This is a genomic window from Roseobacter insulae, assembly GCF_019375555.1.
GTDB lineage: Bacteria > Pseudomonadota > Alphaproteobacteria > Rhodobacterales > Rhodobacteraceae > Roseobacter > Roseobacter insulae.
On the sequence record NZ_JAHXDN010000003.1, the window covers coordinates 219,013 to 240,329 of the forward strand.

20 protein-coding genes are annotated in these 21,317 nt (G+C 63.1%); 5 read left to right on the forward strand and 15 right to left on the reverse strand.

Annotation, left to right across the window (positions count from 1 at the left end; all coding sequences use genetic code 11):
* Nucleotides 1–7: 7 nt before the first annotated feature.
* The 5 genes from KX928_RS12490 to KX928_RS12510 all read left to right on the forward strand — a co-directional run bounded on the left by KX928_RS12490 (nt 8) and on the right by KX928_RS12510 (nt 6,350).
* Nucleotides 8–1,741 carry a sensor histidine kinase gene (locus KX928_RS12490; RefSeq protein WP_219502778.1) on the forward strand — a complete coding sequence of 578 codons (1,734 nt, stop codon included), beginning with the start codon at nt 8–10 and terminating at the stop codon, nt 1,739–1,741.
* A complete protein-coding gene (locus KX928_RS12495; protein WP_219502780.1) occupies nt 1,738–2,970 on the forward strand; it encodes a sigma-54-dependent transcriptional regulator in 1,233 nt (410 codons plus the stop codon). The genes KX928_RS12490 and KX928_RS12495 overlap by 4 nt, the downstream gene beginning before the upstream one ends.
* 248 nt (nt 2,971–3,218) lie before the next feature.
* On the forward strand, nt 3,219–4,220 hold the full coding sequence (locus tag KX928_RS12500) for a DctP family TRAP transporter solute-binding subunit (RefSeq protein ID WP_219502782.1): 1,002 nt from the start codon (nt 3,219–3,221) through the stop codon (nt 4,218–4,220).
* A 66-nt stretch (nt 4,221–4,286) separates the two neighbouring features.
* Nucleotides 4,287–4,967, forward strand: a complete 681-nt coding sequence (locus tag KX928_RS12505) for a TRAP transporter small permease (RefSeq protein ID WP_219502785.1) — start codon at nt 4,287–4,289, stop codon at nt 4,965–4,967.
* A 3-nt stretch (nt 4,968–4,970) separates the two neighbouring features.
* Nucleotides 4,971–6,350: a TRAP transporter large permease gene (locus KX928_RS12510; RefSeq protein WP_219502788.1), complete on the forward strand. Its 1,380-nt coding sequence runs from the start codon at nt 4,971–4,973 to the stop codon at nt 6,348–6,350.
* A gap of 91 nt (nt 6,351–6,441) precedes the next feature.
* Here KX928_RS12510 and tpiA read toward each other — a convergent pair whose 3' ends face one another.
* From tpiA to KX928_RS12585, 15 genes are all read right to left on the reverse strand, one after another.
* Nucleotides 6,442–7,188, reverse strand: coding sequence for a triose-phosphate isomerase (gene tpiA, locus KX928_RS12515; protein WP_219502791.1), 747 nt, complete (start codon nt 7,186–7,188; stop codon nt 6,442–6,444).
* A 161-nt stretch (nt 7,189–7,349) separates the two neighbouring features.
* Entirely contained in the window at nt 7,350–7,694 is a 345-nt protein-coding gene (locus KX928_RS12520; RefSeq protein ID WP_219502794.1) for a HesB/IscA family protein, read from the reverse strand.
* A 125-nt stretch (nt 7,695–7,819) separates the two neighbouring features.
* Nucleotides 7,820–8,182, reverse strand: a complete 363-nt coding sequence (locus tag KX928_RS12525; protein ID WP_219502797.1) for an SUF system Fe-S cluster assembly protein — start codon at nt 8,180–8,182, stop codon at nt 7,820–7,822.
* 212 nt (nt 8,183–8,394) lie between these two features.
* Nucleotides 8,395–11,298 (reverse strand): hypothetical protein, encoded by a 2,904-nt coding sequence (locus KX928_RS12530; protein ID WP_219502799.1) that lies wholly within the window; start codon nt 11,296–11,298, stop codon nt 8,395–8,397.
* On the reverse strand, nt 11,298–13,322 hold the full coding sequence (locus tag KX928_RS12535; RefSeq protein ID WP_219502803.1) for a hypothetical protein: 2,025 nt from the start codon (nt 13,320–13,322) through the stop codon (nt 11,298–11,300). Before KX928_RS12535 ends, KX928_RS12530 begins: the two co-directional genes overlap by 1 nt.
* Complete coding sequence (locus tag KX928_RS12540) at nt 13,322–13,573, reverse strand: hypothetical protein (protein WP_219502805.1); 252 nt, start codon at nt 13,571–13,573, stop codon at nt 13,322–13,324. Before KX928_RS12540 ends, KX928_RS12535 begins: the two co-directional genes overlap by 1 nt.
* Nucleotides 13,574–13,578: 5 nt before the next feature.
* A complete protein-coding gene (locus tag KX928_RS12545; RefSeq protein WP_219502806.1) occupies nt 13,579–13,950 on the reverse strand; it encodes a hypothetical protein in 372 nt (123 codons plus the stop codon).
* Nucleotides 13,947–14,372, reverse strand: coding sequence for a hypothetical protein (locus KX928_RS12550; protein ID WP_219502823.1), 426 nt, complete (start codon nt 14,370–14,372; stop codon nt 13,947–13,949). The genes KX928_RS12545 and KX928_RS12550 overlap by 4 nt, the downstream gene beginning before the upstream one ends.
* Nucleotides 14,369–14,755: a hypothetical protein gene (locus KX928_RS12555; RefSeq protein WP_219502825.1), complete on the reverse strand. Its 387-nt coding sequence runs from the start codon at nt 14,753–14,755 to the stop codon at nt 14,369–14,371. Before KX928_RS12555 ends, KX928_RS12550 begins: the two co-directional genes overlap by 4 nt.
* Nucleotides 14,752–17,244 (reverse strand): phage tail protein, encoded by a 2,493-nt coding sequence (locus KX928_RS12560; protein WP_219502828.1) that lies wholly within the window; start codon nt 17,242–17,244, stop codon nt 14,752–14,754. Before KX928_RS12560 ends, KX928_RS12555 begins: the two co-directional genes overlap by 4 nt.
* Before the next feature lies 1 nt (nt 17,245).
* Entirely contained in the window at nt 17,246–17,662 is a 417-nt protein-coding gene (locus tag KX928_RS12565; RefSeq protein ID WP_219502831.1) for a DUF6950 family protein, read from the reverse strand.
* Nucleotides 17,662–18,354 (reverse strand): DUF2163 domain-containing protein, encoded by a 693-nt coding sequence (locus KX928_RS12570; RefSeq protein WP_219502834.1) that lies wholly within the window; start codon nt 18,352–18,354, stop codon nt 17,662–17,664. The genes KX928_RS12565 and KX928_RS12570 overlap by 1 nt, the downstream gene beginning before the upstream one ends.
* 3 nt (nt 18,355–18,357) lie before the next feature.
* Nucleotides 18,358–19,020 (reverse strand): hypothetical protein, encoded by a 663-nt coding sequence (locus KX928_RS12575; RefSeq protein WP_219502839.1) that lies wholly within the window; start codon nt 19,018–19,020, stop codon nt 18,358–18,360.
* A complete protein-coding gene (locus tag KX928_RS12580; RefSeq protein WP_308342307.1) occupies nt 19,020–21,050 on the reverse strand; it encodes a phage tail length tape measure family protein in 2,031 nt (676 codons plus the stop codon). Before KX928_RS12580 ends, KX928_RS12575 begins: the two co-directional genes overlap by 1 nt.
* Nucleotides 21,051–21,296, reverse strand: coding sequence for a DUF1799 domain-containing protein (locus tag KX928_RS12585; protein WP_219502840.1), 246 nt, complete (start codon nt 21,294–21,296; stop codon nt 21,051–21,053).
* Between the last annotated feature and the right edge of the window lie 21 nt (nt 21,297–21,317).

Below are 21,317 nucleotides of genomic sequence, written 5' to 3' on the forward strand. Positions count from 1 at the left end.
TCCGGTGATGCAACGCGCATTGATCATTCTGATTTTCCTCGGTGCCGTTGCCGCGGCGTCGGCAGGTGTGTGGCGTTACGGATACCTACAGGCGCTCGACCAGCTGGCGCGGCAGGGGCAGGGTGATCTTGCGCTGGCAAGCGACCGGCTGGTTGGCCAGCTGAGACGTTTCGGCGAACTGGCCGTGATTCTGGCGGATCACCCGCAGAGCGCCGAACTTGCCGAAGGGCGAGGGAGCGAGGCGGCGCGGCTGCTCTATCTGGATGTGGCGGACAAAACCGATGCGCTGGACGTTCTCTTTGTCGACGTCGCCGGACGGGTTCAGGCGTCGGCGCGCGGACCCGTTGGCGGAGACCTGAGCGACACGGATTACGTGAAACGGGCGCAGAAGGGTGCCTTGGGCTGGGGGCATGGTATCTCCAAGCCTCTGGCGCAGCGCGCTTTTTACTATGCAGCACCGTCTTTCGGCGCAAGCGGCAAAGTCAACGGCGCGGTTGTTGTCGCGGCGGGTATGGACGGTATCGAAGACGCCTGGCGCGGTGGGCTGAGGGCCGTCTTCTTTACCGACGCGCGTGGTCAGGTCTTTGTGACGAACCGGTCGGAACTGGTGCTCTGGCAGCGCGCTGCAGGCGGGCCGGGACTGGCACCGCCCGAGGGCGATGTGCCGCCGTTTGCCAGCTACGAAACCGGCGGACACGAAATCTGGCAGTTGGGTTGGGGTCCGTATCTGCCGCAAAACGCGCTGCATCTAGTGCGGCCTTTGCCGGTCATCGGTCTGACGGGCGAGGTCCTGATGGACGTCGCACCGGCGCGACAGCTGGCCAAGCTGCAGGCGACGGTGGTTGCCGCGCTTTGCCTTGCATTCGGTGCCCTGCTGTTTCTGGCGACTGAACGGCGGCGCACGCTGGCGCGCGCCAATGCGGATCTTGAGGAGCGCGTCGCGCGCCGCACAACTGCCTTGTCCGAGATCAACATGGCATTGCGCCAGGAAGTGTCGGAGCGCAAGGACGCCGAAACAGCGCTCGCCCGGGCGCAGGCGGATCTGGTGCAGGCCGGCAAGCTGAGCGCCTTGGGCAAGATGAGCGCGGGCATCAGTCACGAGCTCAATCAGCCTCTGATGGCGATCCGGTCGTTTGCCGAGAACGCAGCACTGTTTCTGGAGCGCGGCAAACCGGAGCGGGCGGCGGAAAATCTGGGCCGGATATCGGATATGGCCCGGCGCATGGGGCGGATCATCAAGAACCTGCGCGCCTTTTCAACCCAGCAGACCGAGCCTGTTACCCGAGTCGATCTGGTCGCAGTTCTGGACAGCGCGGTAGAGATGATCAGCGCCCGGGCGCGGACCATGGGTATCGTGCTGGACTACAAGCGTGTCCCGCATCCGATCTGGGTGCAGGGCGGTGAGGTGCGGCTGGGACAGGTGTTCGTGAACCTGATGACCAATGCGCTTGATGCGATGAACGGCAGTGACGCCGGTGTTCTGACCCTTCGGGTGACGCAGGGCGAAACGCTTGTGGTGGACGTCTGCGACACCGGGCCGGGTGTGGCGGATCCGGCGAAGGTCTTTGATCCCTTTTACTCGACAAAAGAGGTGGGCGCCTCTGAGGGAATGGGGCTTGGTCTCTCGATCTCCTACGGCATCATGCAGAGTTTCGGGGGTGAAATCCGGGTGCGCAATACCCACCCCGGCGCGGTGTTTTCGGTGGAAATTCAGCCATGGGAGGCACGCGAGGCCGCATGAGCAGGAAAGTCCTTCTGGTGGATGACGATGCGGCGGTTCGTGACGCCGTGTCCCAAACGCTCGAATTGGCCGATCTGGAGCCGGTGACCGCGAATTCCTTCGTTGCCGCCAAGGATTTCATCACGCCGGAATTCGACGGTGTCATCCTGTCCGATCTCAGGATGCCCGGACGCGACGGTTTCCATCTTTTGTCATTCACCCGGTCACAGGATGAAGACTTGCCCGTTATCCTGCTGACCGGCGAGGGCGATATTCCGACCGCGATGAAGGCGGTGGGACAGGGCGCGTTCGACTTTCTGGAAAAGCCCTGTGCCCCGGCAGATTTACTGGCCGTGCTGGAACGGGCGCTGAAGACGCGCGGCCTCGTGCTCGACAATCGCAGGCTGAGAACCTTGATTGCGACCGGGGATCCGGCGGCGCGGATGCTGTTTGGGGCGTCGCAGCTGGCAGAGGGATTGCGTGCACGGGTGCGCCGCGTCGCGGTGACCGATACGGAGGTGCTGGTGACCGGGGCACCGGGTACGGGAATATCGAAAGTCGCGGAGGTTATTCACTTGTGCTCACCGCGGTCCAAGGCACCCTTTGTCAAACGCGCCGCGGCGGGCCTCGACGCGGGGGCTCTGAACGCGGCGCTGGCCGCAGGACGGACAGGCAGCCTGTTCATAGACGAGATCACGCAGATGCCGGCACAGGCACAGCTGGTGTTGATGGAAGCGCTGGAAACCGGTGCCGAGACACGGATCATTGCCGGGTCGAACCGGGATCTGGCGGCCTGTGTGGAGGCCGGTCAATTGAATTCCGAACTCTACTACAGGTTGGAGGTGACGCCGGTGCGCATTCCACCCCTCTCCGAACGGCCGGAGGATATTCCCACGCTATTCCGCCATTATGTCGCGCAAGCCAGCGAGCAGGCGGGCCTGAGCGCGCCCGATATCACGCCGCAGGTCGTGGCCGGTCTGATGGCGCGCGACTGGCCGGGAAACGCCCGTGCCCTGATGTCGGAGGCCATGCGATTTTCGCTTGGACTGGCAGAGGATGTGGCGCCGGATACAGCCCTCGGGCTGGCCGAGCAAATGGCGCAGGTGGAGCAGAGCCTTCTTGAACAGGCGCTCAGACGGGCGGAAGGCAAGGCCACCGTGGCAGCGCAGGCGCTGAAGCTGCCGCGCAAAACCTTCTATGACAAGCTGGCACGTTACGGGATTCGGGCGGAAAATTACCGCCTGGAGTAATGTGCGGATTTTCGCACAACCTGCGCCTGCGCCGTGCGGTTCTTCGCACAGGGTTTTGCGAAGCGGCCTGGCATCCTGCGGCAACTATGCCCGCTAGCGCGTTGAAATTAATGCTGTAACGGGGGCGACACGGTATGTTTTTTATATCTCTTGCCCTGTGACCTGTCAGGCTATTTGATAAGGCACAGCGCATCGCTTCGCGGTGCCCGTTTAAGGATCGTAATCAACAGTTCCTGGGAGGAAACCACATGAGAATACTGACCGCTGCCCTGACAGCTTTGACCCTTTCCGTGAGTGCATCTGCCGTGGCGGCAGCCTGCGATGACGGCGAGATCGTGATCAAGTTCAGTCACGTCACCAACACCGACCGCCACCCCAAGGGTATTGCCGCCTCGCTGCTGCAAACACGGGTGAACGAGGAAATGAACGGTAAGGCTTGTATGGAAGTCTTCCCCAACTCGACCCTCTATAACGACGACCAGGTGCTCGAAGCGCTGCTGCAGGGCGATGTGCAGCTTGCCGCGCCGTCGCTGTCCAAGTTCGAGCAGTTCACCAAGGTGTTCCGCATCTTCGATCTGCCGTTCATGTTCAAGAACATCGACGCGGTCGATGCCTTCCAGAACTCCGAAACGGGTCAGGCGATGAAGGAATCGATGACGCGCCGCGGCCTGCTGGGACTGGCGTTCTGGCACAACGGCATGAAACAGATGTCTGCCAACAAGGCGCTGAACAGCCCCTCGGACGCCAGCGGCCTGAAATTCCGCGTCCAGAACTCGGATGTGCTGAAGGCGCAGATGGCAGCTTTGGGCGGCTCTCCGCAGCCGATGGCCTTCTCCGAAGTCTACGGCGCGCTGCAGACCGGCGTTGTGGACGGGCAGGAGAATACATGGTCCAACATCTACGGCCAGAAGTTCTTTGAAGTTCAGGACGGCATTACCGAAACCAACCATGGCATCATCGACTATATGCTCGTGACCTCCACCGACTGGTGGGATGCGCTGGACGCTGATGTGCGCGACCAGCTGGCCACGATCATCTCGGAAGTGACCGAGGCCCGCAACGCGGAATCCACCGCTGTCAACGAACAGGCCAAGGCCGCGATCATCGAGGCCGGCGGTGTCGTGCGCCAGTTGGATGATGCGACCCGCGCCGAATGGGTCAGCGTGATGAAACCGGTCTGGGACCAGTTCAAGGATGACGTCGGTCAGGAAAATATCGACGCAGCTCAGGCGATCAACGCCGGGTTCTAAGTCAATCTGACTATTCCGCCCGGCCCGGATGGCCGGGCGGATTTTACTTTGGGGGAGGGGGCGCGCATGTCGCATTCCTACGAAGCGGACACGCTACTGGGCCGGATCGTCAATGAAATCGAGGAAACGGCGATTGCTCTGATCCTTGGCCTGATGACCATCCTGACCTTTATCAACGTGGTGTTGCGCTACGGGTTCAATACCGGCATTATCTGGGGGCTCGAAGCGGTCACTTTCCTGTTTGCCTGGCTGGTGCTGTTCGGCGTGAGCTACGCGGTGAAGGTCACGGCACATCTGGGTGTCGATGCGCTGATAAACCTCTTTTCTCCCCCGGTGCGCCGCGCATTCGCGCTGGTCGCGGCGGCGGTCTGCATCAGCTACGCCTTCCTTGTCTTCAAGGGCGCGTGGGACTACTGGGCCCCCTTTGCCGGCTTCGATGCGACCAGTGGGCGCTGGTTTCCAACAGGGTTCGAGAACAGTCGCGATCAGGCATGGTATGAGGTCGTCGACATGCCCATGCCCGAGTGGCTGCGCTGGATCGAACCGATCTTCAACGAAGGCGAAGAATACGAGAAAATACCCCGTTTCATTCCCTATGCGATGCTGCCCTTTGGCATGGCGTTGCTGCTGTTCCGGTTCGTTCAGGCAACCATCCGGCTGCTGAAGGGGCAGGCCACCAGTCTGATCGTCAGCCATGAGGCCGAAGACGAAGTCGAAGCCGTCAAACATATGAACGCGGGGAACTGACCCATGGAAGTCGCAGTATTATTTACCATGGTCGTTGGCCTGATGCTGATCGGTGTGCCGATCGCGGTGAGCCTTGGCATGTCCTCCATCGTGTTCCTGCTGGTGCTGAGCGATACCTCGCTCGCCTCTATCGCGCAGACGCTGTTTCAGGCGATGGCGGGGCATTACACGCTGCTGGCCATCCCCTTCTTCATTCTGGCCTCAAGCTTCATGTCCACCGGTGGTGTGGCCAAGCGGATCATTCGCTTTTCCATCGCTCTGGTCGGCCATCTACCCGGCGGCCTTGCAATTGCAGGCGTCTTTGCCTGTATGCTCTTTGCCGCGCTTTCAGGCTCCTCTCCGGCGACGGTGGTCGCCATCGGCTCCATCGTGATCGCGGGCATGCGGCAAGTCGGCTATACCAAGGATTTCGCCGCCGGGGTGATCGCAAACGCCGGGACGCTGGGCATCCTGATCCCGCCCTCGATCGTCATGGTGGTCTACGCCTCCGCCACCGACGTCTCTGTCGGGCGGATGTTTCTGGCGGGGGTGATTCCGGGGCTGCTTGCCGGCTCCATGCTGATGTTCACGATCTACATCATTGCAAAGCTGCGCGACCTGCCGAGGGGCGAATGGCGCGGGTGGGGCGAGGTGTTCGACTCCGGTCGCGAAGCAGGCTGGGGCCTGTTTCTGATCGTGATCATCCTGGGCGGCATCTACGGCGGTATCTTCACGCCGACCGAGGCGGCGGCGGTGGCGGCGGTCTACGCTTTCTTCATCGCCAGCTTCGTCTATCGCGATATGGGGCCGCTGCATGTCAAAGGCGATGACACGCAGAACCTGACGCTGATGCGCAAACCGCTTGCCCTGATCACGGCCTTTTTTCACCGGGACACCAAGAATACGCTGTTCGAGGCGGGCAAGCTGACCGTCACCCTGATGTTCATCATTGCCAACGCGCTGATCCTCAAGCACGTGCTGACCGACGAACAGATCCCGCAGCAGATCGCGAGCGCCATGCTGGACGCCGGGTTCGGACCCATCGTCTTTCTGGTGATCGTGAACGTTATCCTGCTGATCGGGGGCCAGTTCATGGAGCCCTCGGGCCTGCTGGTGATCGTGGCGCCGCTGGTGTTCCCGATTGCCATTGAGCTGGGCATTGATCCCATTCATCTGGGCATCATCATGGTCGTGAACATGGAGATCGGGATGATCACGCCGCCCGTGGGTCTCAACCTCTTTGTCACCTCCGGCGTGGCGAATATGCCGATGATGAGCGTGGTGAAGGCGGCGCTGCCCTTCACTGCCGTGCTCTTCGTCTTCCTGATCATGGTCACCTACATTCCGATCATCAGCACCTGGCTGCCCACGCTTGTGATGGGGCCGGAGATCATCGTGAAGTAGCAAGCCTGCGACCCTTGGCACGGCCCTCGCGCCCTGCCGGTTCTGCCTGCGTCTGTGCGGCACCGGGTCGTCGCGGCCGATCCGGCGCAAGTCAGCTGTTGGCGAGGGCGGTGATGATCGGGGAGAAGTCTTCGGCTTTCAGACTCGCCCCGCCGACCAGCGCACCGTCCACGTCTGACGTCGCAAAGATATCCGCCGCATTCTCCGGTTTGACAGACCCACCGTACAGCAGGCGAATGTCATTTCCGGCCGCGCCGAACCGGGCGACCAATGCCTCCCGCAGCGCGCTGTGGACCTCGGCGATTTGCTCCAGCGTCGGGATCTTGCCGGTTCCGATCGCCCAGATCGGTTCGTAGGCAACCACGAGGTTGTCGCCTGTGCTGTCGTCGGGAACCGAGCCGGCAAGCTGCGAGCCGATGATCGGCAGCGCCTCACCGGCCTCGCGTTGGGCGAGGCTTTCGCCGATGCACACGATGGCTGTCAGCTGCGCCGCCTGTGCGGCTTCGGCCTTGGCACGCACCAGCGCGTCGGTCTCGCCATATGCGTCCCGGCGTTCGGAGTGACCGACAATGACATAGGAGGCCGCAGCATCGGCAATCATGCCCGCCGCGATGTCACCGGTATACGCACCCTTGGGCGCGGCATGACAATCCTGTGCGCCGATGCGGACCGGGCCAGTCGCGGTTGTCGCGGCAGCGGGGATCAGAAGATAGGAGGGCACGCAAACCGCAATGTCGCAAGGGCTGTCACGATGATCGGACGCCAGCTTTTCCAGCATCGCGAGGCTTGCCTGTGTGCCGTTCATCTTCCAGTTGCCAGCCGCCAGTTTCCGCCGCATATGATCCTCCATCAATAGGTTGCGGTTGTTGGTAGCAGGCGGATGCAACGGCGGCAATCAACGAGGGCGCGAACGGCCAGGCGTCCTGTCAGGAAAGATCGTGCCGCGACCGTCCCGTAGCATCCTTTGACATGTTGGTGAGACAGAGCCCTGCCTGAGGGTCACCCGAACTTGATCGACTCGCCACAGCCACAGGCTTCGGTCACATTGGGATTGCGAAACTTGAAGCCGCTTTCCAGCAGCGAGGTTTCATAGTCAATTTCCGTACCGAAGAGGAACATCTGCGCCATCGGTGCGATCAGCACGCGCGCGCCATCCTGTTCCACAACTTCATCATTGGGATCAGGATCCGTGACGTATTCCATGGTGTATTCCATGCCCGCGCAGCCGCCTTTCTTGACACCGATGCGCAGCCCGGCATGCCCGGCCGACTGCATCAGTCTCGATACCTGCGCCGCCGCCTTGGGCGTCAGTGTCACGGCTTGTTTGCCCGGAATGCCAAACATGAAACGTCTCCTTTCCCCTAACTTAGGCAGTGGCGCGCCGCGTAACAAGCGCGAGACGCCCGATTTCAGGGCCGGTCTTCTGAGCACCCGCTGCACCCCGCCCCGGCGCACAGGTGAGGCTCATCTTACATGAAGCCCAGTTCCAGGCGCGCTTCGTCCGACATCATGTCCATGCCCCAGGGCGGTTCCCACACGAGGTCGACAGTGACATGTTTCACACCGGCAATCGGCTCGACCGCATCCGCGACCCACCCCGGCATTTCCCCCGCGACGGGGCAGCCCGGGGCGGTCAGCGACATCTTGATAGCCACTTCGTTTTCATCATTGATATCAATGGTGTAAATAAGCCCAAGCTCGTAGATATTGACCGGGATTTCCGGGTCATAGACGGTTCGGCACGCCTCGACTATCTGCTCATACAGCGGATGGTCGGTGGTCGATGGCGCAATCAGCGGCGCGCCTTCAAGCTGTTCGGGGGCATTGGTCATCTGCGGCCTCAGAAATTATCCTTACCGTTTATATAAGGTTAGCGGGCGAGAGGGTAAAGGGGCCGACGTCATCTTGCTGTTTTTGTCGTCCCGTGTAGCCGCGTGACTGTAGCGTGACACGGATTTTTTCAGTGAATGACAGAGATAATTGCAGCAAACGATTTTTAAAGACGGACTTTCATCCCGGTTTAAAGACCATTTGAAGGATCCCTTCAAGCGGCCAGTGTCAGACGCAGATCGTTGCCTACCTGTGCCACCGTATCATTGCCCAGCCCGTTGACAATCGAAACGCTGTCGTAGCTACCAGCCAGCAGGTCGACGGAGAACAGGGTGTAGGGTCCAGCCTCAAGGCCCAGAGCGTCGATCTCCAGCGCGCCGCCAAGGGTCACCCTGCTGTCCACGTTCGGATCAGCTTCAAAGAGGCCTGAGCGCATCTCGCCCACTGTGCCCATGCCGAAGGTTGCGGTGCCATTGATCTGCCCGATTATGATGGGGTCTGTGGTTGCGCGGCCAAGGCGTGCGACGCCGATGACGTTCTCATTATCGATCGGGATCCCGGTCACGTCTCTGAGGTAGAGCGTGCAGGCCTGGTTTGCCGTGAACACATCGCGCGCCACGATGCCCGTGAAACCCGAGGTCTCGCCGGTCACGACCTCACCGTATTTGAACTGGCCCGCCGTCTTCACGCCCATGCCGTTGATCGCCACCACGCAGGTCGATCTGAAGGCCGTGGTTGAACCCGGCGCAAGTGTCAGGCTGGCGATGCCGCCAGCGGCTCCATCGAAGCCGACCCTGCTTTCGAAGCCATGCACCTCGAACTTGCGGCCAGTCGCCAGCGCAGCGGACGAGGTGTCCACGCCCAGCAGCAGCTCGCCCCGGTCAAAGACTGTCACGTTGCCGCCAAAGGTCAGCGCCCCGTCGTTCCGGAAGCGACCGGCATAGACCTCCAGATCAGGATCAAACGATCCGCCGTGCTGAACCACCTCTGCTGCGCCGCCACGGAAGTTGCCGACCCTGAAGAAGCCGCCGCCGAGGATGTTCTGGTTGACCTCGAGCTGCCCGCCGAACTGGGTGAAATCTCCATCCGTGCCGATGTCCACGGTTTCAATCGGGTTCTCGGGCGTTTCGGAACTCGACACCCTGTGGTTATCGAGATCAACGCTGTCGCCTGCCACCTTGCCGGGCAGAATGCCTCCGGACCAGTCGTTGGCAACACCCCAGTTGATCCCGGGCGTGTCCAGTTCGTTGGGTGGTGAGAACAGGCAGGTGCGCGCCGGAGAGGTCGGCAATGGCTTGTTCAGGCGCGTGCGCACCCAGTCGCGCATCAGCGCAACCTCGGCAACCGGATTATCCGCCGCACGGAGATAATCAAAGAGGTCAAAGCGATCTGCTGTTCCGTCCGACAGCACAAGCTGCGCATAGGCGTCCAGCGTCGTGCCATCCTTGATGGCCTGCGAAACGCTGACGTTCTTGTCCGGCACATTCAGCCAGTTCACGACGGCAATCTCGCTGTCATTGCTCTCAAGGCTGGCCAGCGCGTTGATCACGATGTCCTCGCCCTCGGTGGCCACGCCATGCGCGCGCACCCCGTCATTGCCCTCTGTTGCGTCGGCCACGATCATGCCGCGGATGCCAACCTTGTTGCCGCTGAGATTGATCGCGCGTGCTGTCTCGAAGGAGGCGCGATCCTGCTCCTTCTGCCCCGCGCCGAGGAACATCGGGTTCTCCGCATAGGAAAAGTTGCCGAGCTGCGCGCCGGGAATTGGCACGCTGATATCAAGACCCGCCGACTGTTCCTGATCCTCACTGTCCGGCCCACCGCCCAGCAGGATGCCGAGGTTGTTGCACAGGAAGGTGCTGTCGCGCATGGTTACGCCCGGCCTTGCCTGCACGCCTGTCAAAGACCCCTGTTCGAACACGGAGTTGTAGATGTAGAGGTTCTCACCATCGCCGGAAGAGTAGACGACGTGGCTGTATTGCGTGGGCGGCTGTGGCCCGAGATAGGAACCGTCGAAGCGATAGAAATACTGCCAACCGGCCTGACCGAGATAGCAGTCGACAATCGCCACGCCATCGTAGTTGTTCAGGTATACGCCCTGTTCGCGGGTCGCCTTGACGAGCCAGAAGCCCGACGTCGGCGCGGATCGATAGTAAAAATCCCAGCCCTTCACCTTGTAATAGGTGCAATATTCGGTGATCCGGACGCTGCCCCTGATGTTCGTTGAGTGGTCCGCCTCGCAGTCATAGTACATGCAGAAGCGTTGGCCGTCGACGTTCTGCTTTTCCGCGAACCGCAGGCCTTCAATGACACAGAAGCTGCCGCCATTCAGGGCAAACTGAATGATCGGCTTTGCGCCGGTACCATAGGCCCCGATGCGCGCGCAGTTCAGGCCGTTGAAGCCTTCCACCGAGCCGAAGGCCCCGGAGGGCACCGTGGTGCCCCGCTTGAACAGCAGCCAGTGACACCCGGGGCCTGTGCTCTTCTTGTAGCCCCAGATCTGGTTGCCGCGATCACTGTCAACGGCCAGCTCCGGGATCTCGCCATAGCGCAGAACGCCGTCGGCTTCAGGAACGTCCGGGCCAACGCTAGCCGGATTGTTCTTCAGCCAGCTCTGGTTGGCGTTCGAGATGCCCTCGCGCGCCTCGATCTGGGCCTTGGTAAAGCCGCCCTCCGCGTCGATGTGGGTGACGGTGTGGTTGACCGCTGTCGAGAACCTGACGGACCCGTCGGGATCGCGGGGCGGCATGAAGTGCCAGCCCGGTGCCCAGCCCTTGAGTTGAAGGCCCTGGGAGACCGGGCAGGTGAAGGACTGCACAAGGCCGTCGACCAGCAGATCGAAGGCGATTTCGTCTCCCGGCACGGTGATGATCTTGGTCAGGTCAACAACCAGCCGACCGTCCGATCGAACGCTAATGCGTCCATGGGCGGGCTGTGTCTGAACCGCCAGCGTGGTCGCCCCCGGCACCGTGATATGCTGGCTGCGCAGGCTCGTGACAGTGTCCAGCTGCGATGTGGTCACATTCGCGTAGCTCGGGAGATCGAGCACCGTTCCGTCTGCGTTGTATTGAACGGCGACGCCTTGCGGCAGGCCGATTTCCGTGCTGTCGAGCGCCACTAGACAAGCCTCCAGACTGATGAAAGACAACTGTTCTGACTGGTCGTCCCGGCAAAGCGCAGGGCGCGCGTTTCATCCGACCCGGCAATGACCGCCCCGACGTTCTGTTCGCGGCCATCGGGATCGGCGACTGCCCCCAGTGGCGTGACGCCCGAGAAGACGGTTATCGCGCTTTCGGCGGCCCCGCACATGAACACCATGTCATTGGTCAGCACGGCCAGATCGAGGATGCTTTGGTTGGTGCCACTGGCATTGCCGGTGTTCGTTGCAATCAGGGTGGACGGCGGGATCGCAAAGATCGTCGTGCGACCGCCGCGATCCATGCTGGCGCTGAAGGTCAGTGCGAGGTCCAGCGTATCGCCCGCTGGCCGGACAAATGAGTGCTGGTAGGCAATGACCCTGCCCCCGGTCTGGGCAACATCGGCGACCCCGATATCGGAGCCGTTCGCTGTTACCGTGTTCAGCGTACGGCCCGCGTTATTGTCGACCGCAGATGTCTGCATGACCAGCACGTAACCGGCAGGAATGGCGGTGATGTCGATGCCGGTCTGGCTGATCAGGGCTGCGTGGGTTGCGATATAGGCACTGTCATAGAGTGTCGTGATCGATGCGCCTGCACTGGCCGGTGGCACCGGGATACCCGAGAGCTCCAGATCGGTTGCCGGATTGGTGCCGTCGTCGTTGGACAGACGGCAACTGATCAACGTGCCGAGATCATCGGAGGTCAGCGCATAGGTGGCCGAGGTCGCCCCCGTGATGTCAGCGCCGTCGCGCAGCCATTGGTAGGTGAAGGTATAGGCGCCGATCCAGAAGCCGGTGAGCGCGCTCAGAACCGATCCCGTCGTCAGATTGGCCACTGGCCCGTCGGGCAGGATGCCCGCGTTGCCGATGTACACCGGACCAACGGTCGCCGCCGTCCGGACCTGAGCCGCTGAGATGCTGTAGGTGCCGTTGAGATAATCGTTCGGTGCTGCGATGCCGGAGAGGGTCACCTGCGTGGTTTTGGCATCCGCGACGATGTCCTCGACGCTGATCACGATCTTCGCCTCAGCCGGAACCTGACTGTGGGTGAAGGCCTGAATGACGGCTGTGGTCAGCTCGAAAAACGCCTCGTTGCCCTGATCGTCAGCCACCCGCACGCGCACTCTCTGGGCTGCCAGAAGGGCATAGTTGCTGGCGCGCGTTGTCCATGGCCCCGTCCCGCCTGCCTGCGTCTGAAAGCCAACCGAGGCAATTGTCCCGGCGTTGCTGATGAAGTTGGCCAGCGACGCGATCGACGCATGGTCCGCGATCTCGGAAATGAGCTGTGTGCTGTAGGTCAGCTGGTCCTGCGGCGTCACACCGCCCCCTGCCACGGTGATCTCCGAGGCGACGACCGGGCCAATGACGGCCGAGTAGCTGGTGACGGCATCGGCGGCGTTCTCGCCGGTGCTGGCAAAGCGGTAGTACATGCCGTCCAACAGCGCCGGGCTGGTGGTGTCGGTATCGCCGGTCGAGGACCAGCCGGAGGTGCCGCTGGCGCTGATCTCCCAGCGGCTTGTAACGGTGACATTGGTGCCGTCAAAGGTTGCAACAACGCCGGTAAGATTGCCGCCGATGATCGGGGTGCCGCTGGCCGAGGCGGGCGCGGTCAGGACGGGTGCGGCATCAAGCACGGTACGCGGTGCCACGGTAAAGGTGCGGCTGTTGCCGCTGGTCGGCCAGGACACGGTGATGCTGAAGCGGTTGGTCTGGCCCACCGTGAAGGGGGTGATGGCATCGGGCGTGTCACCGATGAAATTCGGCACAACGTCCGGCAGCTCGCCGACGTCCGCAGGATCGGCGCTTTCGTAGTTGCCCGGATCGAGGAACTGGACCCAGCCGGTGGTATCCTGCAGCGCTTGCCCCACGACAAGCGCGGAACTGGCGGGCGTGACGCCGCCCACGGCCACGCTGATGACCTCAAGCACCTGTTGTGCGCTCAGCGCGTGCCCGACCAGCAGACCGCCCCATTGCGCCAGATTATGTCCCGCCAGCAGTCGCATCAGATTTCCGGCGTGTCAGCGATCAGGACCAACCGGCCCTGTCCCTGGATGTAGAGCTTTTCGTTTGCGACGAGCGCCAGCGAGGTCGGGGCCAGTCCGGACCAGACGCCGTCGGCGGGCGGCACGTCGGCATTCAGCTCGGTTGCGTATTCCCCGACGCCGGTCTTGAAGCCGAAGGTCGCATTCTGCGGGCCGGTGGCCACGTGCAGCCAGCCGTTGTCTGCATCCATGTCTACGTTTCTGGTTGCCATGTTCGCTACTCCTTTGAAGCGTGTTTAAAGAGGGTGAAAACCGCCATGACACCGCCCATGATCAGGGTCAGCCAGAGCGGGTATAGGATGGTGGAGCCTGTCACGTCGCCGGTGTCGATCGCGCGGTACCAGGCGAATGCGCCCAACCCCCAGAACAAAAGGTCAAGGCCCACGTCCCAGAGGGCTGCTTCGCGCTCGATGTACTGCCAAAGCTCAAAGGCCAGTATCAGGGCCAGCGTCACGCCGAGGACAACGTCCAGAGGCCAGAGCGGCAGCAGACCAACCAGCAGGGCGGCACCTGCGATCATATGAGCGCCCTGATTGAGGCCAGCGACATAGGGATCATCCGAAAAGGTTTCAGGATCAAAAAGGGTCATCCGGGCGGCTCCAGTTGAGACATGAAGGTGGCAACGGCGGCATCGATCTCGGCTTGGCTGGTTGCGGCCTCGACAGAGTTGATCGCGCCGAGGCGAAACGTCTCCAATGGGGCCGCAATACCCTTCCAGAGCGCGTAGAGATTGAGGATTACCTGAGCGACTTCGGCGATGGTGGGCGCGGTGATCCCGATCTCGGCCTCGAGCAGCTCGTAGTCTGACAGATCGGTCGGCGGTGTGGGTTCCGCGACATAGGCCCGTGCTTCGTCGCGCTTTTCCGGATAGAGCATTTCCTGCCCCGGTATGATGGTGATGTACTGGGCACGCACCGCACCGGCTGCCTCGTTGATCGCGACGATCGCGCTGGCCTGCTGGGTGGCCAATTCCAATGCAATGCTGTCTGATGTTCGGTTCAAGGTGATCATGTCACCACCTGCTTCTCGGTCGGCAGCATGGGCGACGGGCCGGTCACGGTAATGATGTAGGTACCGGGATCCGGCAAGTTGATCACCTCGGTCTGCGGATCCTGATCCGTCGTGATCGATCCGAGCTGCTCGCCCGAGATGTTGTCCTCGATGTTGATGACGGTACCTGGGGGGCAATCGGCGATCGTGTGTTCGGTGCCGTTGCTCACGATGCCTGGCGACGGCGGGCGCAGGGTCAGCGCGCCACCCCCGTCCAGGTAGTATTTGACCAGCTCGGCAGGCGAAATTTGGGAGGGCGATTGCGTGGCACCTGTTGGCAGGGTTGGCGATCTGCCTGCCTGCCAGATCGTGCCGTCAGGGTTGGTGAAAAACCAGTAGATCATCGCGTCGTCACCTGCGCACCCAGCGTGACCGCCTGCACGTTGTTCTCCGGCGATGTCGGCACGTCCGAGGTGGTGATCCCGATGTAGAGGCGCAGATGGGCGCTATCAAAAGGACCCTGCACGTGAAAGATCGTGCTCTGGGCAATCCAGCCCCCTGCGGCGACCGGGCTGATCAGAACGTTCCCAAAACCACTCCAGACCCCGCCGTTGAGGTAGCGGATTTGCAGAAAGGCCTGAGAGGGCACAACCCGGGTGATCGTCTGCGGGCCATCGCCGGTCTGCTGAACGAACTGGTAGAGACCCGCGCGATGCACCTGAAATGACGCGTTCACATGGGAGACCTGGCCATTTCCGGAAGGGCCAAAGAAAAACTCCGCATGTACCGCGTTGTAACGGTATGCGGCACCCGGCAGCACGATCTCATTAAAGTCCGTCACCGCGCCGATCTGGATCCACTCGCGGGCCACCAGATCCTGCAGCTCCATCGAGCCGTTGCGGTTGATCTGCCAGCCTGAGACCCCTGAAACGAAGTTGTCCGACTGCAGGACCCCGCCAAAGATCGCCATGCCGTTGACCTGAAATGCGGGCGCATCCAGATCCTCGGGCCGGAGCCGCAAATCGAGCGTGGTCACCGGCTCCCACGCGGTCCAGACCGTGGGACGGAACACGACGAACCGGGCGCGCACCCGGTAGTCCTTGTTCGGCAGGATGCCCTCGGCAACAACATGCGCGCCCCCCGCGACATCCAGCGCCGAGGCCTTCACGATCGAGGTGCCGTCGGCGGCCTCGATCTCGAACTGGACGCCGCGCACGTCCTCCTGATCGCCGGTCCAGACGATCCGGATTGCGGGCCGGGCGGGGGCGTCGTTCTCGTCCTCGATCGCAACCGCCGTTACCGCGAAGCCGTCAACCGTCTGCGGTGGCAGATCGGTCACGGACGTCGGCAGGTTGGGGGTCGGCAACTCGTATGCCGGCAGCCACGCCGCATCGTCGGGATCCCGCTCCTTCAGCGTAAGGCGCGGCGTGCCTGTGAGCAGCGGATCGATCATTGTATCGACCTCGAAGGCCTTGGCCGCATAACCGTGCCGGTCGGAAGTCCAGGAGACCACGTCAAGCGGTTCCAGCACCAGCGCATCCTGCGGCAGGGTCAGCACGTGGCGGATGACCCGGCGCTCTTCCTCGACATAGGCCCGCATGATGCGCTGCACCTGGTTGGGATAGGGTGCCGCGCTGAGCGTCAGATCGGCGACACGGCGCTGGGACGGGTCGGCCAGGGCATACTCGGCGTTGTAGCGGGCCGGGGCGTCCCGTGGCTCCCACAGCGCCGCCGGATCGGGGTAGACCACGGAGACGCCGTTGAAGGGTTCCTGCTCGATTGCATAGGGCGTGTGCTCTTCGCTCTCGGTCACAATCACGTCGTCATCGGTGAAGAAATAGACCGGCAAGCCCGGCCCGCCGAGCCGCAGCTTCCAGATCCCGCCGTTCTCGGCCAGCTCACCCGAGCAGGCGTTCAGGACCTCCTCGATGACGGAGGCGGGTTCGTCATCGACAAAGACCTCATAGGCGGCGCGGTATTGGGGTTCGGTGCCACCCGCATCGAGCGCCATGGCCAGATCGGCGTTGTTCATCTGCGCCCACCAGTTGGCCAGCGGCAGATCCGCGGCCTCCGATCCACCGCCCCAGATGTAGCCGCCACCGATGTCGATGCCGCGCTTGATGTTGTAGATCAGGACAGCGGCATTGTCGGTCTGCGCCCAGGTGCTGCGATCATCGTAGCGATGCGCGCCCACGCCACCGACGGTGTCATCGAGGCGCGGGTCGTAAAGCGGGATGCCCCCCAGAACGAAGCGCACCTTGGGGAAACTCGAATAGATGGTGCGGTTGTAGCGGAAGGTCACGATCGCATAGTTGATCCCGCGCCCCACCATCGCGGCGGTCCAGGGCCGGTCGGGGTGGGTGCCATATTTGGCCAGCAGCATCGGGTCGGCCACGGTCTGGCTGCCATCGTAGAACCTGACCCAGCCGTGCCCTGCGAAACGGCCTTCGAAGGGCAGGCCGTAATCGGCATGCGGGGTGGCGCCAAGGCTGACCGTCTCCCCGTCCACGATCATGCCTTCGAGCGTCTGGCCCGGCACGTCGCCCAGCTCGATCACGTAGGTGAGGTAGGCGTTGGGCACGCCGCCTGCGGTGCCGTGGCTCATGGGCGGGCAGGCAAGCGTGCCCTCCGTCGCATAGGTGCCCAGAATGAAGGAGGCGGGATTGGTGCCGCCGGTCTGGGTCTGCGCGGTGCGGATCCCCGGTTGCGGACCGGCGGAGCCGCCGCTTTTTCGGGTCAGGGCCGCGCGCAGGGCGGAGAAGGCGACCGTGGTGAGCAGACGGCCAACAAAAGTGGTGGTCAGAAATGAACCGATGCCACCAACAGCAAAGCCCAACCCGCCTGTTGCAAACCCTGCAGCGATTGCACCGACGGCTTTGACGACTTTCCCCATCTCAGACCCCCAAAGCTTCGGCGGCGGCGGTCAGCGGCACGGTGCCCAGGCCGCTGGCGCGCAGCACGTAGATCGAGGCCCCCTGCACGATGCCAAGCGAGAGCACGCGGCCTTCGCGGATCACCGCGCCGTCACCTTCGAAGGCCATTGAAACGGGTTTCGACGGGAGGCAACACAGCGCCAGATCAACATGGTCCGTGAAGCCGTCAATCTGTAGCAGCCTCAGGCCTGCCTTCGTCGAGCTGTAGGCACCCCGATAACGTTCCGCATAGTCCACGCCGGTCATCGCCTCGACACCGCCTGCCAGAAACAACGCGCAGTCGTGCTCACCTGCCACAAAGGGCCTACGCGCCGCTGCGTGCAGGTAGATGATCAGCCGGTTGCGCCAGTCTGGGCGTCGCTGGTTGATATCCGCCATTATCTCGAACTCCCCCAGTCGGGCCGCGCGGTCGGGTTCACCCATCCGCCGGGCTGGGCAGAGGGCGGGGCGGCACCGGCAGGCGCGGATCCGCGCGCCTCGCCCCAGGCGGTCTCGACCGAACCGCTGATATCGGTGTACTGGCGGAGCAAATCGCCGGGGTGGCGCGCCTGCAGCGCGGCGTCGGACTTCTTCAGGGGCAGGGTGCGGGTCAGCACATGGGCGGCGCTCTGCACGGCCAGCTCGGCGCGGGCGTCACCCCCCATCGCCGCACGGGTCGAGGTAAGGCCCTTGGCAAAGCCCTTGAAGCGGCGCACCGGCTCTGCGATGGGTGCGCGGGTCAGCGGATCGAAATTGGCCACATGGATCTGCAGCGGCGCGTCATTGGTGTCGTAGAGGCCCACGGCGACCCGGAACTCCTCCGAGATCGGCGAGAAGGTCAGCCGGGTTGTGCGCACGTTGAGGCCGGGCGCGCTGACCAATGGGGCGATCCTGATCAGCGATCCGGCCCCGTAGTAGGTGCGGTCCTCGCCCCCGATCGAAAAGACGCGGTGATCCGCGCCGGTCCAGAAGCCGATCGATACCGCCGTGCCCGTGGCCTTCTCGCGGGCGGTGATCCAGACGAGCAGTCGGGCATGTCCCGCGCCACGTTCCGAAAGGTGGGTCAAAAGGGCTGAAGGCAGATCACGCATGTCTCACCTCAAGGTCTGCATGAACTTGAAGCTCATGCCGTCACGTAGGAATTTCGACTGGCGCCCGGTCTGGACGCTGTCAGGCACGATCACCGCCTTGCAATGGGCGCGTCCAAGCGTCACGGCAGCGTCAATAACGGCACCCGGCTCCAGCGGCGGGATCACTTCGAAGAGCGGTGTTGTGCCAGCGCCATCTGCCAGCACCTGCGTCTCCTGGACGCGGTGCAGCCCGTAGCGCAGCGGGTTGCTGCCATAGGTGAAGGAAAGATAATCGCCCCGGGTGAGCGCGTAGCCCGGCGTCAGCCCCTTGAGGCTGATCAGCCGCGCGTCGCCGCCGTCGAGCGCCGCGATCTGCGGGCTGGCACCGGCGATGATCGATCCGGTGGGATCCTGGCGGGGATGGGGAAACCGCGTGTGGTACGCGAGAAACGAGGCTCCGGCCCCGCGCATCAGGTCGATCAGCGCCTGTGCATCGAGCGCCTCATAAGGCAACAGCCTGCCCAGCATGACCTCGCCCTGCCAAAGCCGTGTGCCGATATCCTCGGGCAGGATTTCGCCGCCAGCAGTGCGGCTCGTCTGAACGGCCTCCGGCAGGTCAAACTCAACCGATTTGACCGGCAGGGCGTCCAGAAACTCCGCGATGCTCATGGGGAAGGACACCGGCATTATCCGCGCCTCCTTGGGTTCTCGTTGATCTGGCCAACGCGACCCGGCAGGGTCTCGCGGTCATACTCCTCGATGGCAGCCTGCATGCCCCGGTACGCGGCCTCCTCGATCTCTCGATCGCCGCGCGCGCCGGACACATCGATCGCCACCTGCAGCGGTGGTCGGCTGTCATTTGCCGATTGCAGCAGACGGGAGACATTGCCCCCCACGGGACCGCCATTTGCGAAGGCTCCGATCGGGCCTCCGGCGTTCATAATCTCCAGAATTGGGCGGTAGCGCGCCGTGGCGGCCGCGTTCATCATGAACTCGCCGTTGGACCCCCACATCAGCACCCGGTCATCCTTGGGACCACCCGGCCCAAACACAGGGCCACCCTCGGCCCGCGCCGGGATCAGGGAGGGGAAGATCGCGCCGATCAAACCACCGCCACCGCCGCCGAAGGGGCCGGTGCCGAGCAGCTGGCCCTGAATGGCGGCGTCCAGAATGGTGGTGCCAAGGTTGCGCACCACATCCGTCAGGCTCTTGCTCTTGTCGAAGATGTCATCGAGCACGCCGGTGGCGCTGCGGCCCATCAGATCCCAGGCGGCCTGTTTGCGCTCGACGGCCAGCGTCTCGGCGTCGTGCTCGCGGATCAGCCCCTCGATCGTCGCGCGTTCTGCTTCCGTGGCCGATGCCAGGGTCTCGCGGTTGCGGATGATCTCGCGCTGGATCGGATCGGTCTCGCGCAGGATCGCCAGCTCGTCGCGCAGGCTTTGGGTCAGGTTCTTGACTGCCTCGCGTTGACGCTCGGCACCGCCGGTGTCTGGCTTTTTTGCCGTGCGGCGATTGATCGCAATCACACCGTTTTCGCCAACCTGACCGAAATTCGTGCGCTCCCGGACTTTGGCGCGGGCCTGATCCGGACCGCCTGGAGCGGCCAGATCGGACAGCGCCACCATGCCCTGCGCCACGCGCAGGCTTACGCCGAGATCCTGTGCGAGCGCAGCTGCCGCCGCTGCCGCCGCCTCGACACCGCCGGACATCTCCACCCCGGAGAAATCCCCGCCCGCCCGGTAGGCCTCGAGCAGCTGACGGCTCAGCGCTTCCGCCTCGGATCGGGACCGGACATAGAGGCTGTTCTGGTTGTCCAGCTTGCGGGCGATGATCTCCTCGCCCTCGACGCGGGACCGGACGTAGAACCTGTAGGCATTGCTGATCCGGTTCAGTCGGGCCTGCTCCTTTGCAAGACTTGCTTCCGCTCTGTCCAGCGTTGCCAGCTTTTCGCGCCACGCATCGATTTGCTTGTCCAGCTGTTGGACGGTTGCACCCTGAGCCTCATTCTCGCGCAGGGGCACAATGGCGGCAAGCTGCTGGACTTCCAGCCTCTCGCGCTCGAGCCGGTTGATTTCACGCTGGATCGTCAGCCGTTCCGTGCTGGCAATTCCGGTCTGAAGCAAGGCCAGTTTCTGCTGGCTGTCGACTGTCTGGCTTTCCAGCTCGGCCAGCGCGTCCTTCAGGCTGTCAACGTCCTTTTCCGCACCGCGTGCCGAGGTGGCATACTGAAAAAGGGCCGCTCCCGCCGCGATGGTACCGATGGTGATCAGGTTGATCGGGCTGACAAGTGACACGAAGGCCGCCTTCAGCGCCTTGACAGCACCGCGTGCCCCCAGCGGGCCGAGTACCTGCGAAATCTGCGTACCCTGCTGGAGGGCGAGCTGGATGGGGTTCTGCCCCGCCGCCATCATGACGCCAAGGTCGTTGTACTGGGCAAAGAGGTTGCCGACGCTGCCCGCCGCGAGCTGGTTGGACGTCGCCAGCCTGCGCGCCTCGAGCGAGGCCCCGAGCTTGGCGGTTTTCAGCTTGGTCATCTTGGCCGCAGCCAGATCGGCCTGTCCGGAGAATGTTTTCAGTTGCGCGCCGCTGGCCTTCCACGCATCACCGATGGTGAAGGCGGCGGTTTTCGTGACCTGAATTTCATTACGCAGCCCGGCAAACTCCGAGAGCGCCTGCTTGGCGTTGGCGGTCAGCACCATGGACAGCTTGATAGCCACTCAACTCTCTCCGTTCATTGCGGCGCGCGCGCCGATTTCGATCATCTGCAGATCAGACCAGAGCGCGGGCGATGGTTTGATCCGTGCCAGTTTCAACCCGTCCCGCACGCCGGCGTAGTCGAGGCCCACCGCGTGCATCGGGCCGTCCGCCCGCGCCACGATGCGCCACTGCGTGCAGACCGCGAGGTAGGCCATCACCGCGTCCACGTTCTCCGGCCAGACACCCGCGTCTTCGCGCTCCAGCATCTGCGGGGGCAGGACGATCCC